Genomic DNA, 13,316 nt, shown 5'->3' on the forward strand with positions numbered 1-13,316 from the left:
CATATAGGCGAAGGTCACCTCCCGGCGCTGCGGCAGCTTTCCCGTCGCGTATGCGGTCTCGACGGCTTGTGCGATCTGGTCGGGCGTCTTGCCCTGAAGTCCCATCATGTCCTTCATCTCGGCCAGCGGCAGCGCGACGCGCACCGCTCCGGGCGTAAAGCACACGGGGGCACGGATCTTCGAGTTGTAGCCGAGCTCGCGGAACTGCACGGGGGTGTAAATTCCGGAATTGGCCCATCCTCGCATGACGATGCAGACGAAGCCGTTGTCGCCTTCGTGAACGGTTTCATAGCCCGTCGGCGTCAGCACCTTGATTGTGGCATGGTCGGAGATATGAGCCGGAGCGGCGCTCTTGGCCATCGCGACCTCATGGTCGCGCGGCATGAGATATTCGCTCTGGGGCGGATACTGCCTCGCCTGCGCCCAGGCGGTCGCCGAAACGCAGCACGACAACGCAACGGTTGCCGCAATGGCAGATGGCTTCCAATTTCTTGTAGCTTGAGGACAACAAGCGCTAATTATCTCGAACATGACGGTCTCTCCATCCATCTGGCCAAAGCCGTGATCGGCAGAGAGATTGTCGTTCAGCGAGATATCATATAAAATTATACGATCGTGCCATGCAATATCTATACATAGATATGATATTTGTTATATTTCTAGCTATTTATTATTTAATTAAACCTCTTCTTCGGCAGAATCGTCTTTCCTACCGCACCTGCGCATGCAAATCCGGCGGCAGTTCAGCAAGGAAATTCTCGATCAGGCGAACGGCGTCTCCATAGAACGTCCGGTAAAGCTCTGCGGTGACATAGCCGATATGCGGCGTCGCCAGCAGTCCGGGCTGCCTACGGAAGATGTGCCCGGCCGGCAGCGGCTCGACATCGAAGACGTCGACGGCAGCCCCGGCTATACGTTTGTCATCGAGCGCTTTCACGAGAGCCCGCTCATCGACGATTGGCCCCCGCGAGGTGTTGATGAGATAGGCTTCCGGTCGCATCAGCGCGAACATGCGCGCATCGACTAGCCCCCGGGTCCGGCGGCTCAGCACCAGATGGATGGTCAGGATATCCGACCGGGCGAACAGATCATGTTTCTCGACCCGCTCGACGCCGACTTCCCCTGCCTTCTCGCTTGTGAGGTTCTCGCTCCAGGCGATCACCTTCATGCCGAATGCCTGCCCGATGCGGGCGACCTCCGAGCCGACATTGCCAAGCCCCAGAAGACCGAGTGTCTTGCCTTTCAGGCCAAATCCGACCGACCGCTGCCAGCCTCCAACCCGCATGGAAATGGCCTCGTCGACGATGTTCCGGACGCGGGCGAGGATCAGCGCCCAGGTCAACTCGACCGTCGGCGACGCGAAGTACCCGGTGTTTCGGACTTCGATGCCGAGTTCTGCTGCAGCTTCGAGATCGATCGAGGCGTTGCGGGCGCCTGTCGAGGCGATGAGGCGCAGACGAGGAAGGCGCTCTAGAATCGCTCGCGGCAAGGGTGTGCGTTCCCGCATCACGCACAGGATATCGAACGGCGCAAGCCGTCCGGTCAGTGCCTCCGGATCCGCTATAGTATCCGTGAAGACGGCTATTTCCGCCAGATTCGACAGTCGCGACCAATCAGCTAGGGTCAGCGCCGCGTCTTGATAGTCGTCCAGGATCGCGATCTTCATCTGTATGACCAAGTTCGGTGAATTCAGCCGGGCGGGCGGTCAGTATGGGAAGCCGAGATCAGTCAGCCAGGGAAACGATGGTGCGGCCGCGCAGCTCTCCGCGCATCACGGCCGCTGCGCGAGCGGGTACCTGCTCTAGCGGGATCTCGTCTATGACCTCTTCCGACAGGCCGTCAGGCAACAGCTTTGCCAGGCGCCGCCACGCGTCGGTTCGGCGTTCAGCCGGAGTGTAGACGGTATCGATGCCCAGCAACGCGATGTTGCGTCGGATGAACGGGATCACGGTCGTATTGAGGTCGCGCCCTCCGACCAGGCCGATCGACGCGATCGCGCCACCATAGATGATACTGGCGAGCAAATTGGCGAGCGTCGTCCCTCCGACATTGTCGATCGCGGCTCCCCAGCGCTCCTCCATCAGGGGCTCGGCCGGCGGCTGCGCAAGCGTGGCCGCATCGACGATCCGATCGGCGCCGAGCATCCGCAGATAGGCCCCTTCGCCCGGGCGACGGGTCGATCCGACGACCGTGAAGCCCAGCTTGTGCAACAGCATGACCGCGACGCTGCCAACTCCGCCAGCCGCTCCGGTTACCAACACCTCGCGCGATCGGTCAATTCCGAAACGCTCCAGCACTTCGACGCACATCATCGCCGCAAGGCCTGCGCTGCCGAGCGCCATGGACTGGCGCAGCGACATGCCATCGGGAAGCGGCACCAGCCACTCGGAGCGAACCCGCGCCATCTCGGCGAAGCCTCCCCATTGGCTCTCGCCGACGCCCCAGCCCGTCAAGATCACCTTGTCTCCGGGCGCGAAGCGACGGGAATCGGATGTCTCGACGATGCCGGAGAAATCGACCCCCGGCACGAAGGGAAAATGGCCGACGATCTGGCGATGGCCCGTCCGCATGATCGCCAGCCCATCCTTGTAGTTGACGTTGGAATAATGAACGCGCACGAGCACGTCTCCAGCCGGAAGATCTGCAGTCGCCACGGTCTCGACGGCTGCCTCGTTCCGTTCCCCAGGACGTCTCAGGACGAGCGCCTTGAACTGTTCACGGGACATGGCGAAGCCTTCACGGTTTGCGTGGATATCAGGAAATCAAGCCAGAAGGCTTTCCAATATTCATGGATCGAGCCCAGGCGGATCAGCAACTATACGTTCGTGTCGCCGCGAATAGTCCGGCACGCCTCCTTAGGCCTGTGAGCTCGAATTCTTGGTGGCGCCGACGAGGTTGGCGATTGCGACGATCAATCGACCAGTTCTGGCGTCCTTGCTGCGCGTCGGATCTGTTGCGGCGGCTCACCAAACGCGCGAATGAAGGCGCGACGCATGCGTTCCCGATCGTTGAACCCGGTTTGTCGCGCGATCAGTTCGATCGAGTGGCGGCCCTCGCGGATCAAAACGCGCGCTGCCTCGATCCGCAGCTCTTCCAGGGCCTTGGCAGGCGATCTCCCGGTCTCCTGCCGAAAAACGCGCGTGAACTGCCTGGGACTGAGCTTCGCGGCCTGCGCGAGTTGCTCTACGTTGATGGTGCTGCCCAGATTGCCGCGAGCAAAGGCCAATGCCTCCTGCACCCGACTGGATTTCGATTCCAGCTCCAGCATCGCCGAACTTTGTGAAAGTCCCCCTGCTCGCCGGTAGGGAAGAACCAGATTCTTCGCGACCCTGCGGGCGAGGTCGGAACCGAGATCCTCCTCGACCATGGCAAGGGCCTGATCGATGCCCGCCGTCATGCCCGCCGAGGTCCAGATCGGTCCATCGACAAGGAACAGGCGGTTCTCGTCGAGGATCGCCTTGGGAAACTGTCTACGGAAGTCGTCGGCGTAGTGCCAATGTGTCGTGACGCGCCGGCCGTCCAGAAGGCCGGCATCGGCGAGGAAGAACTGTCCCGTGCAAGTGGCCCCGAGACGGCGGACGGCGCGCCCGGCGCTGCCGAGAAAGGCTCGCATGCCTGGCGTGAACGACATCGTCCCGCCACCGCCGACGATAAGCGTATCGAATGCGTCGTTGCTGAAGGGTTGGGTCTCGACGACGACGCCGATCGAACTTCGGACCGGGCCGCCGGTTTCGGACAAGAGCGTAATGTCGTATTGCGCCGTCTCCGCCGCCGCGTTTGCTGCCTCGAAAACGGACACGGCGCTGAAGGCCATGACTCCGAAGCCGGGGAAGACGACGTAACCAATGGAGCGGGTCATGGGTTTCTCACGAGGGAGCCGGCCATCGCGCCATGATCGGCGAGGCGCCGCCTTCGGGTGTGCGCCTTGCCTCCCCCACGCCGGCATCGCGAAGGCAGTGGGAGCGGTCAGTCGTCGAACAGCATGACTGCAGATGTTAACGACAGCAGCCTATGTCAATCAGGTCGCCAGAAGTATCGGGACGTTCCGCCGTCTCAGTTGAGTGTCCGCAGACGCGCGACATCGGCGCCGGTCAGCTTCGACGGCCGCGCTCCAAAGCGCGACGTTACGAAGTTCGCCACATCCGCGATTTGGCGATCGGTATAGGCTGCGCCGAACGAGGGCATGTACGCAGATCCCAACGAGCCGGGTCCCGTGCCGGACAAGATCATCATCGCGACATTCGTGCCGCGGGGGTCATTCACGGCCCGCGACCCGGTCAGTTCAGCCGTGCCGATCAGGGCTCCTGCGCCGGTCCAGGCGTGGCAGCTGACGCAAGCTCCTTCGAAAATCCGCTTCCCGCCTGAAGGGTCGGTCGGCCCTTCTCCTGCCTTGGCGGAGGCGCGTCCGGCCGCGACCGGGCCAAGATTGTCGTTGCCGACAGGTGGGATACTGCGCAGATAAGCGACCATCGCCTGCACGTCACTCGAAACGAGGTGACGAAGGCTGGCCTCGACCACCTCTGCCATGGGGCCGGAGGCAGCGCCACGACCAGCCGCGTGGCCTTTGGCGAGATAGCCGCCCAGTTCATCGGCGGACCACGCACCAATTCCTGCTGGCTTGTCGGCGGTGATGTTGTAGGCCAGCCACCCTTCGGCGACGCCACCTGCGAATTTGGATCGATTGTCGAGCGCCTGAAGCAGGTTCCGCGGCGAATGGCATTCGCCGCAATGCCCCGCCGCCTCGACGAGATAGGCGCCGCGATTCCACTCGGGCGAGCGCTCCAGAATCGGCTGGAAGCGCTTGTCAGGATTGAACAGGGTTGCCCATATGGCCATCAGCCAGCGCTGGTTGAAGGGAAAGATCAGCGTGTTTGCCGGTGCGACAGCGCGAACAGGGGCAAGGGCAAAGAGATAGGCCTTGATGGCGAGAACATCGCCATCCGTCAGCAACGTGTAGGACGGGAAGGGGAAGGCCGGATAGAGCCGTTTCCCATCCCGGCCGATGCCCTGATGGACGGCCCGCAGAAACTGCGCGTCGGTCCAGTCGCCGATCCCCGTCTCGCGATCAGGCGTGATATTGGGTGTGTAGAGCGTGCCGAACGGCAGCTTGAAGGCCCGCCCGCCAGCGAAGGGCTTGCCGTCCTTCTTCGTATGACACGCCTCGCAATCTGCTGCGCGCGCGAGATACTCGCCGCGCTCGACAAGACTGGCACCGACGAATTCTCTAGGCACGCCGACCGGCGATACCTCTCGGTAGCTCGCAAGCGAGACCGGAGTTCCGTCGGCGAAGTCCAGCGCCCCCGGACCGAAGACGATCCAGGCAAGGAATGCTCCGGCCGCGAGCGCAAGGCCCGTAGCGAGTCCGAACACTGCATTGCGCCACGTCATATCAGCCGGCCTTCAGCAGCTTGCGATCGATGGGCATTCGCGTCAGTTGAACACCCGTGGCGGCATAGACCGCGTTGGYGACCGCGGGCTGAACCGAGACGGTACCGGGTTCTCCGATCCCTCCCGGCGCTTCGTCGCTCTCGACAAGGTGGACGTCGACCCGCGGCATCTCGTCGATGCGCAGCACCCTATAGTCGTTGAAATTGCCCTGCTGGACGCGCCCGCCCTCGATCGTGATCTCGCCGTGCAGGATCGCGGTCAGGCCAAAGACCATACCGCCCTGGATCTGCGCGACCACCGTATCGGGATTGACGATCGTGCCGCAGTCGACGGCGCAAACCAATCGCTTTACCGTCACATCGCCGTCCTCGGTGACCGCGACCTCGGCGATCGTGGCGAGAAAGCTTCCGAACGCCGCCATGAGGCTCACGCCACGACCGGAGCGTTTCGGGAGCGAATCGCCCCAGTTCGCTTTCCCGACCGCAAGCTCCAGAACGGCGCGGGCCCGGGGATTCTTGTTGAGAAGCGCGCGCCGGAACGCCACGGGATCGGTGGAGGATTCACGCGCCAGCCGGTCCATGAAGGACTCGATGGCGAGGACGTTGCTGTTGGGCCCGACGCCGCGCCAGAAGCAGGTCGGAATCGCGCGCGGCTCGTGGCGGACGTACTCGATGCGCTGATTGGCGATGTCATAGGGCTGATCGACGGCCCCATCGATGGCATCGGCGTCGATGCCGCCAGTGAAGGCCGGCGGCAGGAAACGGGCCAGGATGGAGGGGCCGACGACGCGATGCCGCCAGGCCACCGGTTTGCCGTCGACGAGCTTCGCTGCCATCTTGCTGGCATAGAGCGGCCGGTACATGGCTTGCCGGATGTCTTCCTCCCGGCTCCAGACCACCTTCACCGGCCCCTGGACATGGCGCGCGATGCGCACGGCTTTCGCTATTCCGTCCACCTCGAGCCGCCGGCCGAAACCGCCACCGATGAGATGGTTGTGAATTGTGATCTGCTCCGGCAACAATCCCGATTGCTGAGCGGCGACATTGCGGGCCTTGGTCATGACCTGCGTGCCCACCCAGATGTCACATGCGTCGGCGCGCAGATGCACCGTGCAGTTCATCGGCTCCATCGCCGCGTGGGCGAGAAACGGCAGCTCGTAGGTCGCCTCGACGACGCCTTTTCCGGTCAGTCGTCCATTCGCATCGCCGATCTGCTGGGCTACGACGCCTTCGCCGGCTGATGCGTCCCGCAGCGCCCGCCAGAGGTCGGCCGAGTTCACGCCGGCATTCGGCCCATCGATCCAGTCGACGGCGAGTGCCTCCAGACCCTTCTTGGCCGCCCACATGTGATCGGCGACGACAGCCACGAGGTCCTCCAGGACGACAATATCCCGGACCCCCGGCACGGCGCGCGCCACAGCCTCGTCGATCCGCCCGACCTTGCCCCCGAAAACCGGACTCGAGGCGAGCGTCGCGATCTTCACGCCCTCAGGCATCGCATCGATGCCAAATTTGAGGCTGCCATCGACCTTGGCCGGGCTGTCGAGCCTCTTTGTCGCCTTGCCGATCAACCTGAAGTCCTTCGGCGCCTTGAGCTGCGGCTCGGCAGGAGGCGACAGGCGCGAGGCGAGCTGGACGAGCGCGCCGTAGGTCTCCGATCGGCCACTCGGATCATGGAACACCGCTCCGTTCTCCGTTCGGCAGGCGCCGGCCTCGACACCCCATTTTTCGGCGGCAGCCGTCACCAGCATCGCGCGGGCGCGCGCTCCGGCCTTGCGCATCGGCATCCAGTACGCCCGCACGGATGTCGATCCACCGGTCATCTGAATTCCGAAGAGCGGATTGCCATAGGCCGCGTCGTCGGCAGGCGCGGCGTCCAGCTTCACCCTGGCCAGCGATACGTCCAGCTCTTCAGCCAGGATCATCGCAATGGCGGTATAGATGCCCTGGCCCATCTCGACCTGCGGYATGATCAGACGGATCGAATCGTCGCTGCCGATGCGGATGAAGGCGTCCGGCGCGAACAGGTCGGGATTGCCCAGCGTGTCCGCGTGTGCGCTCCTCTTGCCCGGAAGCGTGACTCCAAGGACCAGGAAGCCTGCGGCCACGGCCCCCGTTCCCAGGACGGCGCGGCGCGATGGCAGGGAGGCCGATATCGACATGGCTGAAGCCTTTCCCAACGTCATCTCAGCTTTGGCCGGCGGCATGCTTGATCGCCTCGCGTATCCGGACATAGGTGCCGCATCGGCAGATGTTCCCAGCCATGGCCGCGTCGATGTCGGCATCCTCCGGCTTCGGCGTCGTCTCCAGAAGAGCCGCCGCGGACATGATCTGTCCCGACTGGCAGTAGCCGCACTGGACCACGTCCAGGTCGATCCACGCCTTCTGGATCCGCTGCCCCGCATTCGTCCTGCTCACCGCCTCGATGGTGGTGATTGACGAAGTGCCGATCGCCCCCACCGGCAATTGGCAAGACCGGGCAGGCTGGCCGTCGACATGGACCGTACAGGCGCCGCATTGCGCGATGCCGCATCCGAATTTCGTCCCGGTGAGGCCCGCCAGATCGCGAAGAACCCAGAGCAGCGGCATATCCGCCGTCACATCGAACGCTCGCCGGCTTTCATTAATCGTCAGTTCGATCATCGAGCGGCCTCGATCTCTGATTTAGGGAGACGCAAAAGCGGTCGCTGACAGTATCGGCAATCGACCCGAATATATTCATGCGGAAGAGTGAACATACATGTCGCATCGCAGCAATCATACGTAGGTTTAGAACCGGAACAAAGCCCTGCGACTTGTTGGCGACCACGCGCTGATGGCTTCGGTATGACCTGAACGTCGGGCCAAGTACGGCTGGCATCCGGTTCGGCGAAGCCGGACTGACATTGCCATGCCATGAATCCGCGAATGGCGCCGCAGCGGCCGGTTTGTCCACCTCCAGCTGGAGCGGTGAAGACATGCACGACATGTCTCCGCTGCGACCGGAAGGCCGACATATGGCTCCCAAGAAGCGCCTCGCTCATGAAGCGCTGGGCCGGAACGCAGCGAATACACCATCGTATAATTGTTGCTTGGCACGTAAAAGTGAAATCTAAAATAACATACAAACATAAATTCCTTGGTCAGATAGAATATCGCTGTATATATATAAAAACTACTGATAGTTCATCTGTATCGAGATTCTCGCTAGGACAATATTCAAATCTTTCAACAATGGAGTGAGATCGATGCACAGCAACGACGTAGGAGATAAATCGATTTCACGCAGAAGCGTGATGATCGCGGCGGGGAGCGTTGCCGCGGCCGCAAACCTGCCCGGCAACGCATTCGCCAAGACCGCAAGCGAAGCCAAACCCACTCAAAAAGGATCGAGCAAAATGACCACGGTGACGACGAAGGATGGCACGAAGATCTTCTACAAGGACTGGGGCGCCGGGCCTGTCGTGACTTTCTCCCATGGCTGGCCGCTGAGCGCGGATGCCTGGGACGCCCAGATGCTGTTTCTGGCCGATCACGGCTATCGGGTCATCGCGCATGACCGTCGCGGCCACGGTCGATCCGACCAGCCCTGGACCGGCAACGACATGGACACCTACGCCGACGATCTGGCGACGCTTCTCGACACGCTCAATGTGCGCGGCGCGACGATGGTAGGGCATTCGACCGGCGGCGGCGAAGTCGCGCGCTATATCGGGCGCCACGGCACCCAGCGCGTCGCGAAGGCGGTACTCGTCTCCGCCGTCCCGCCCTATTTCGCGCAAAGCGCCAGCAATCCGCAGGGCGCGCCGATGAGTGTCTTCGACGGTCTGCGCGCAAGCCTCGTCGGCGACCGCGCGCAGTTCTTCAAGGAGCTTGCGATGCCCTTCTTCGGCTACAACAGGGCTGGCGCCAAGGTCTCGCAGGGTCAGGTCGAGTCCTTCTGGCGGCAGGGCATGATGGGCAGCGTCAAGGGCGAGTACGATTGCATCAAGGCCTTCTCGGAGACCGATTTCCGCGAGGACCTGAAAAAGATGACCATGCCGACGCTGCTGATTCAGGGCGATGACGACCAGATCGTGCCGATCGATCTCGCCTCGCGCCGGCAGGTCAAGGCGCTGCCGCATGTGACGCTGAAGGAGTATCCGGGCGCTCCGCACGGACTCGCCGTGACGCATGCCGAGCGGCTGAACGCAGATCTTCTGGCATTTCTCAAGTCCTGACGGAGAGGTCTCGTTCGGGAGCTGTCGTCCTGAACGATCCAGCAAGCTGCCACGGCTGGTCCGTGGCAGCTTTTGCATGAGATGACACTCAGTGAGCATGGCAGACAGAGCACCATGCCGGCGCCGAAGCCGACGTCGTCCTTGGAGAGCCAGCTATGGCGCCCGATTTGATCACATATTGCACCATTCGACCGAGCGGCCTTCGCGTCGGCTATGTCAGCCGTGGGTCTGGCCCCCTCGTGATCTTTCTGCACGGGTTCCCCGACACGTTCCGAGGATTTCTGCCGGTCCTCGACATCGTCGCGGCAGCGGGGTTCCGCGCGGTGGCCCCGGCCCTGCGAGGCTATGGGCCGAGCGATATCGCGCCCGACGGCGACTATCGCATCGAAGCATCGGCGAAGGACGTCGTAGGGTTGGCGGATGCGCTCGGCGCAGACCGCTTTTCGATCGTCGGCCACGATTGGGGCGCCGCGACCGCCTACGCCACGTCGAATCTCGTCCCGGATCGTGTCATCCGCATGGTCACGGCGGCGGTCCCCCATACGGGGCATTTCCTGCTGACACCCAGGCCGCGCCAGCTTGTCCGCTCCAGCTATATCCTCGGCTTCCAGTTGCCCTGGCTGCCGGAGGCCCGCCTGTCTCGCAACGACTTCGCCGGCATCGAGAGCTTGATCCGCCGCTGGTCGCCGGACTGGGGTGCAAGTGAGGCGGAACTGCGCCCGCTCAAGCTCAACTACGCCGCGCCCGGACGTATGACGGCTGACTATCCTATTATCGGCAGCTGCCGCGCAGTCTGTTCAGTCCGCTCTCGCGGCGGCTGATCTTTTCACCTGTCGTCACGCCTACACGCACCCTCTTCGGCTTGCGCGACGGTTGCTTCGGACCGGAGATGTTCGAGGGGCAGGATCGGCTCTTTCCCGGAGGGCTCGATCTCGTTCCTCTCCCCGATACTGGCCACTTCATGCAGTGGGAGAAGCCCGAGACTTTTGCGCGCCTCTTGCTCGAATTCCTCGAGCCCTGAAGCAGCTGATGGCGGCGGGGAACGGCCCAGGCTGTGCCAAAACTCACCGATCCTGCGAGCAAAGGGAGTGATTCAAGGTGTTGATTTCGAGGTCTGCACAAAGCTGCTCGTCTCGCTATTCCACATACGGCGTCAGCACATCTTCGATCCATTTCATGAATGCGCGGACGCGGCGCGACAGATTGCTCCGATGTGCTACGATGAGCGACACGGGAAGCGCACGGCGACGAAAATCGGGCATGATTTCCACAAGCGCTCCACTCCTGAAGTATTGGCCAAGCCCCAAGAATGGCGCCTGAATCAGGCCAAGGCCGGCGACGGCAGCAGCGTCGTAGGTCTGCGCGCTGTTGACGTGCAACGCACCTGGCAACTGAAGCGTCGCATAGCTGTCGCCGTCTGGATATTCCCATCCATGGGGCCTTGCGCCCAGCATCGTCGAAAAATGAACCGTCCGATGTTTCTGACGCTGGAGATCTTCTAGCGATCGAGGGATGCCATAGCGCGCCAGATAAGCGGGACTGGCAGCATTGACCATACGTAACAGGCCAAGCGGGCGGGCAACCAGCGTTTCGTCCCTGATGGGTCCAAGCCGCAATACGCAGTCGAACCCCTCTTGAACCAGATCGACTTGTCGATCCGTACTCGACATTTCCAGCTCGAGCTCGGGGTGAGCCGCCAGGAAGTCAGGCAAGGCCGGCACGATCGTTGTGCGCGCCACCTCGGTCGGAAGATCGACCCGCAAACGCCCGCGAAGCGCCACGCGATCGCCCGCGAACATCGAGTGCAAGTCATCGACTTCAGCGAGCAGATCGCGGGCACGGACATGAAATGCGCGCCCGTCCTCCGTCAACTGCACGCTGCGCGTCGTCCGGTGCAGGAGCCTGACACCGACATCTTCTTCCAGCTTCCGGACCGCCGTGGAGGCCCGCCCCTTTTGGATGCCCAGGCTATCGGCCGCGCGGGTGAAGCTCCCCATTTCGGCCACCGTTATGAAGATGAGGATGGGTTCAAGATTCTGCATTTTCGTGCCTTAGCATTGTTCGTTCCAGAGAGAACAGTGCGTTCATTTGTGCGGCATTTATCATATCCAAGAGACACAGTAATCCTCCGAATGAGACCTCCATCGGAGAAGCACAAGTGTCCGGAACTATCACCCCGCATCGGGCGCCTGAAGCCATGGCCTTGCATCGCAGCCTGTGGGCCGGCCGGATCATGAGCGCGTTTGTCGTTATCGCTCTGGTGGCAGACGGCACTATTCAGCTTTTCGCGCCGGCACAGATCGCGAGCATGTTGCAGGAAACCGGGTTCGCGATGGACCTCACCCAAGTCGTCGGTCCGATCATCCTCACCTGCGCCATCCTTTACGCCATCCCGGCCACCGCCGTCCTAGGGGCGATCCTGGTAACGGGCTTTTTGGGCGGCGCCATCTGCGCCCATGTCCGCATCGGTGAATTGGGATCGGCGCCCGAACTGATTTCGCTGCTTCTGGGCGCGATGACTTGGGGCGGCCTCTATCTGCGCGATCCCCGTATCCGGGTCCTTCTACCGCTCATCCATTGAACCAACCGGGACAGTGCTCTGTCCTCAACATCAGGAGAAAACGCATGTTTTTAGTAATGGGAATCACGGGAAATGTGGGCGGCGCGACGGCAAGGCATTTGCTAGCGCAAGGCAAGAAGGTGCGCGCGCTGGTCCGCGACCACGAGAAGGCGTTGAGCTGGGCGAACCAGGGCGTGGAACTGGTAGACGGCGATTGGAATGACCCGGCAGCCATCGAGCGGGCGCTCAAAGGCGTCGAAGGCGCGTTTGTCATGTTGCCCCCTGTCTGGGCGCCGTCGCCCGATTACAAAGAAGCAAAGGGCGTGATTGCAAACTATGTCGAGGCGCTCACCAAGGCAGCGCCGCCGCGCGTGGTTGCGCTTTCGTCGATGGGTGCGAACAGAACCAGCGGGCACGGGGTCATCATGGCCTTGTCGCTTCTGGAGCAAGGTTTTCGCGACCTGATATCGCCAGTTGCCTTTGTGCGCGCAGGCGGGTTCTTCGAAAATTTTCTTTTCGGCTTGCAGGTCGCGCAGAGCGGAACGCTACCGGTCTTCTATGATCCGACAAACCGGAAATCGACCATGGTCGCGACGAACGACATCGGCGCGGAGGTCGCAACCCTTTTGACCGAGCCAGCGTGGTCAGGGCAGCGCGTCGTCGAGATTGGTTCGATGGTCACTGCGGATGAAGTCGCGGAGCAATTGGGCGAAGTCCTGAATCTCGACGTGGAAGCCTTTGCAATCCCGCGTGCAGGGTGGGCGGAAGCGTTAGAGCAATTCGGCATCCCGAAGGGTCACAGCGGACCTGCCGAAGAAATGTATGAGGCCGTGAATGCCGGATGGATGGACCTCGGCGTCGAGCGGACGGAACACGTGGCGGGGACGATGTCCGCACGCGACGTCTTTGCAGCGGCACAGAAGGCCATGACGGCGTGAACCGAAGAGGACGCAGAAGGCGACGCATTCCAACCAGGTGACGGCGAGGGCTCGACGGCACGGCTATCCCGTCGCAGGAGGGGCGATCTCACATGGCATGGGAGAAAGGCAGCGGCGCGATCTTGCCGTCGAGCCGCTGCGCCAGTTCGATCGAGAAGGCGCGAACCTGATCATAGGGCCGATGATAGAGTCGGATCGACTCGATCAGTCCTTCGGCGTCCCGCGCGAGAAT

General features: G+C 62.3%; 13 protein-coding genes. 5 read left to right on the forward strand and 8 right to left on the reverse strand.

Annotation, left to right across the window (positions count from 1 at the left end):
* From AB4Y99_RS17125 to AB4Y99_RS17135, 3 genes are all read right to left on the reverse strand, one after another.
* Positions 1-384 (reverse strand): hypothetical protein (locus AB4Y99_RS17125; protein ID WP_441524160.1); only part of this gene is annotated, 384 nt, incomplete at its 3' end.
* 325 nt (positions 385-709) lie between these two features.
* Positions 710-1,666 (reverse strand): D-2-hydroxyacid dehydrogenase family protein, encoded by a 957-nt coding sequence (locus AB4Y99_RS17130; protein ID WP_441524161.1) that lies wholly within the window; start codon positions 1,664-1,666, stop codon positions 710-712.
* Between the two features lie 58 nt (positions 1,667-1,724).
* Complete coding sequence (locus AB4Y99_RS17135) at positions 1,725-2,654, reverse strand: acrylyl-CoA reductase family protein (protein WP_441524171.1); 930 nt, start codon at positions 2,652-2,654, stop codon at positions 1,725-1,727.
* Here AB4Y99_RS17135 and AB4Y99_RS17140 point away from each other — a divergent pair.
* Positions 2,538-2,867, forward strand: a complete 330-nt coding sequence (locus AB4Y99_RS17140) for a hypothetical protein (RefSeq protein ID WP_441524172.1) — start codon at positions 2,538-2,540, stop codon at positions 2,865-2,867. The genes AB4Y99_RS17135 and AB4Y99_RS17140 overlap by 117 nt on opposite strands.
* A 44-nt stretch (positions 2,868-2,911) precedes the next feature.
* Here AB4Y99_RS17140 and AB4Y99_RS17145 read toward each other — a convergent pair whose 3' ends face one another.
* From AB4Y99_RS17145 to AB4Y99_RS17160, 4 genes are all read right to left on the reverse strand, one after another.
* The gene (locus tag AB4Y99_RS17145; RefSeq protein WP_441524162.1) at positions 2,912-3,859 is read right to left on the reverse strand and encodes a GlxA family transcriptional regulator; all 948 of its coding nucleotides are present in this window, start codon (positions 3,857-3,859) and stop codon (positions 2,912-2,914) included.
* 194 nt (positions 3,860-4,053) lie between these two features.
* Entirely contained in the window at positions 4,054-5,388 is a 1,335-nt protein-coding gene (locus tag AB4Y99_RS17150) for a c-type cytochrome (protein ID WP_441524163.1), read from the reverse strand.
* A gap of 1 nt (position 5,389) precedes the next feature.
* Entirely contained in the window at positions 5,390-7,549 is a 2,160-nt protein-coding gene (locus AB4Y99_RS17155; RefSeq protein ID WP_441524164.1) for a xanthine dehydrogenase family protein molybdopterin-binding subunit, read from the reverse strand.
* Positions 7,550-7,574: 25 nt separating this feature from the next.
* Entirely contained in the window at positions 7,575-8,030 is a 456-nt protein-coding gene (locus tag AB4Y99_RS17160) for a (2Fe-2S)-binding protein (protein ID WP_441524165.1), read from the reverse strand.
* A 734-nt stretch (positions 8,031-8,764) separates the two neighbouring features.
* On the opposite strand from AB4Y99_RS17160, the gene AB4Y99_RS17165 reads away from it, so the two are divergent.
* Together AB4Y99_RS17165 and AB4Y99_RS17170 are read left to right on the forward strand one after the other, a co-directional pair.
* On the forward strand, positions 8,765-9,586 hold the full coding sequence (locus tag AB4Y99_RS17165; protein WP_441524166.1) for an alpha/beta fold hydrolase: 822 nt from the start codon (positions 8,765-8,767) through the stop codon (positions 9,584-9,586).
* Positions 9,587-9,741: 155 nt separating this feature from the next.
* Complete coding sequence (locus AB4Y99_RS17170) at positions 9,742-10,407, forward strand: alpha/beta fold hydrolase (RefSeq protein WP_441524167.1); 666 nt, start codon at positions 9,742-9,744, stop codon at positions 10,405-10,407.
* A 315-nt stretch (positions 10,408-10,722) separates the two neighbouring features.
* On the opposite strand, the gene AB4Y99_RS17175 is transcribed toward AB4Y99_RS17170, so the two are convergent.
* Positions 10,723-11,628 carry a LysR family transcriptional regulator gene (locus tag AB4Y99_RS17175; RefSeq protein WP_441524168.1) on the reverse strand — a complete coding sequence of 302 codons (906 nt, stop codon included), beginning with the start codon at positions 11,626-11,628 and terminating at the stop codon, positions 10,723-10,725.
* Positions 11,629-11,783: 155 nt separating this feature from the next.
* Between AB4Y99_RS17175 and AB4Y99_RS17180 the strand changes: the two genes are divergently transcribed.
* Together AB4Y99_RS17180 and AB4Y99_RS17185 are read left to right on the forward strand one after the other, a co-directional pair.
* Positions 11,784-12,167: a DoxX family protein gene (locus AB4Y99_RS17180; protein WP_441524169.1), complete on the forward strand. Its 384-nt coding sequence runs from the start codon at positions 11,784-11,786 to the stop codon at positions 12,165-12,167.
* Positions 12,168-12,211: 44 nt separating this feature from the next.
* A complete protein-coding gene (locus AB4Y99_RS17185; RefSeq protein ID WP_441524170.1) occupies positions 12,212-13,084 on the forward strand; it encodes an NmrA family NAD(P)-binding protein in 873 nt (290 codons plus the stop codon).
* Positions 13,085-13,316: the final 232 nt, after the last annotated feature.

Source organism: Allobosea sp. TAB14 (genome assembly GCF_052113865.1).
GTDB lineage: Bacteria > Pseudomonadota > Alphaproteobacteria > Rhizobiales > Beijerinckiaceae > Allobosea > Allobosea spartocytisi.

What these genes read in the sequence shown, in the direction of transcription:
- AB4Y99_RS17130 (WP_441524161.1), bottom strand. Translation starts at nt 1,666, where the DNA reads ATGAAGATCGCGATCCTGGACGACTATCAAGACGCGGCGCTGACCCTA.
- AB4Y99_RS17150 (WP_441524163.1), bottom strand. Translation starts at nt 5,388, where the DNA reads ATGACGTGGCGCAATGCAGTGTTCGGACTCGCTACGGGCCTTGCGCTC.
- AB4Y99_RS17180 (WP_441524169.1), top strand. Translation starts at nt 11,784, where the DNA reads ATGGCCTTGCATCGCAGCCTGTGGGCCGGCCGGATCATGAGCGCGTTT.
- AB4Y99_RS17170 (WP_441524167.1), top strand. Translation starts at nt 9,742, where the DNA reads ATGGCGCCCGATTTGATCACATATTGCACCATTCGACCGAGCGGCCTT.
- AB4Y99_RS17185 (WP_441524170.1), top strand. Translation starts at nt 12,212, where the DNA reads ATGTTTTTAGTAATGGGAATCACGGGAAATGTGGGCGGCGCGACGGCA.
- AB4Y99_RS17140 (WP_441524172.1), top strand. Translation starts at nt 2,538, where the DNA reads ATGGCCGACGATCTGGCGATGGCCCGTCCGCATGATCGCCAGCCCATC.
- AB4Y99_RS17145 (WP_441524162.1), bottom strand. Translation starts at nt 3,859, where the DNA reads ATGACCCGCTCCATTGGTTACGTCGTCTTCCCCGGCTTCGGAGTCATG.
- AB4Y99_RS17175 (WP_441524168.1), bottom strand. Translation starts at nt 11,628, where the DNA reads ATGCAGAATCTTGAACCCATCCTCATCTTCATAACGGTGGCCGAAATG.
- AB4Y99_RS17160 (WP_441524165.1), bottom strand. Translation starts at nt 8,030, where the DNA reads ATGATCGAACTGACGATTAATGAAAGCCGGCGAGCGTTCGATGTGACG.
- AB4Y99_RS17165 (WP_441524166.1), top strand. Translation starts at nt 8,765, where the DNA reads ATGACCACGGTGACGACGAAGGATGGCACGAAGATCTTCTACAAGGAC.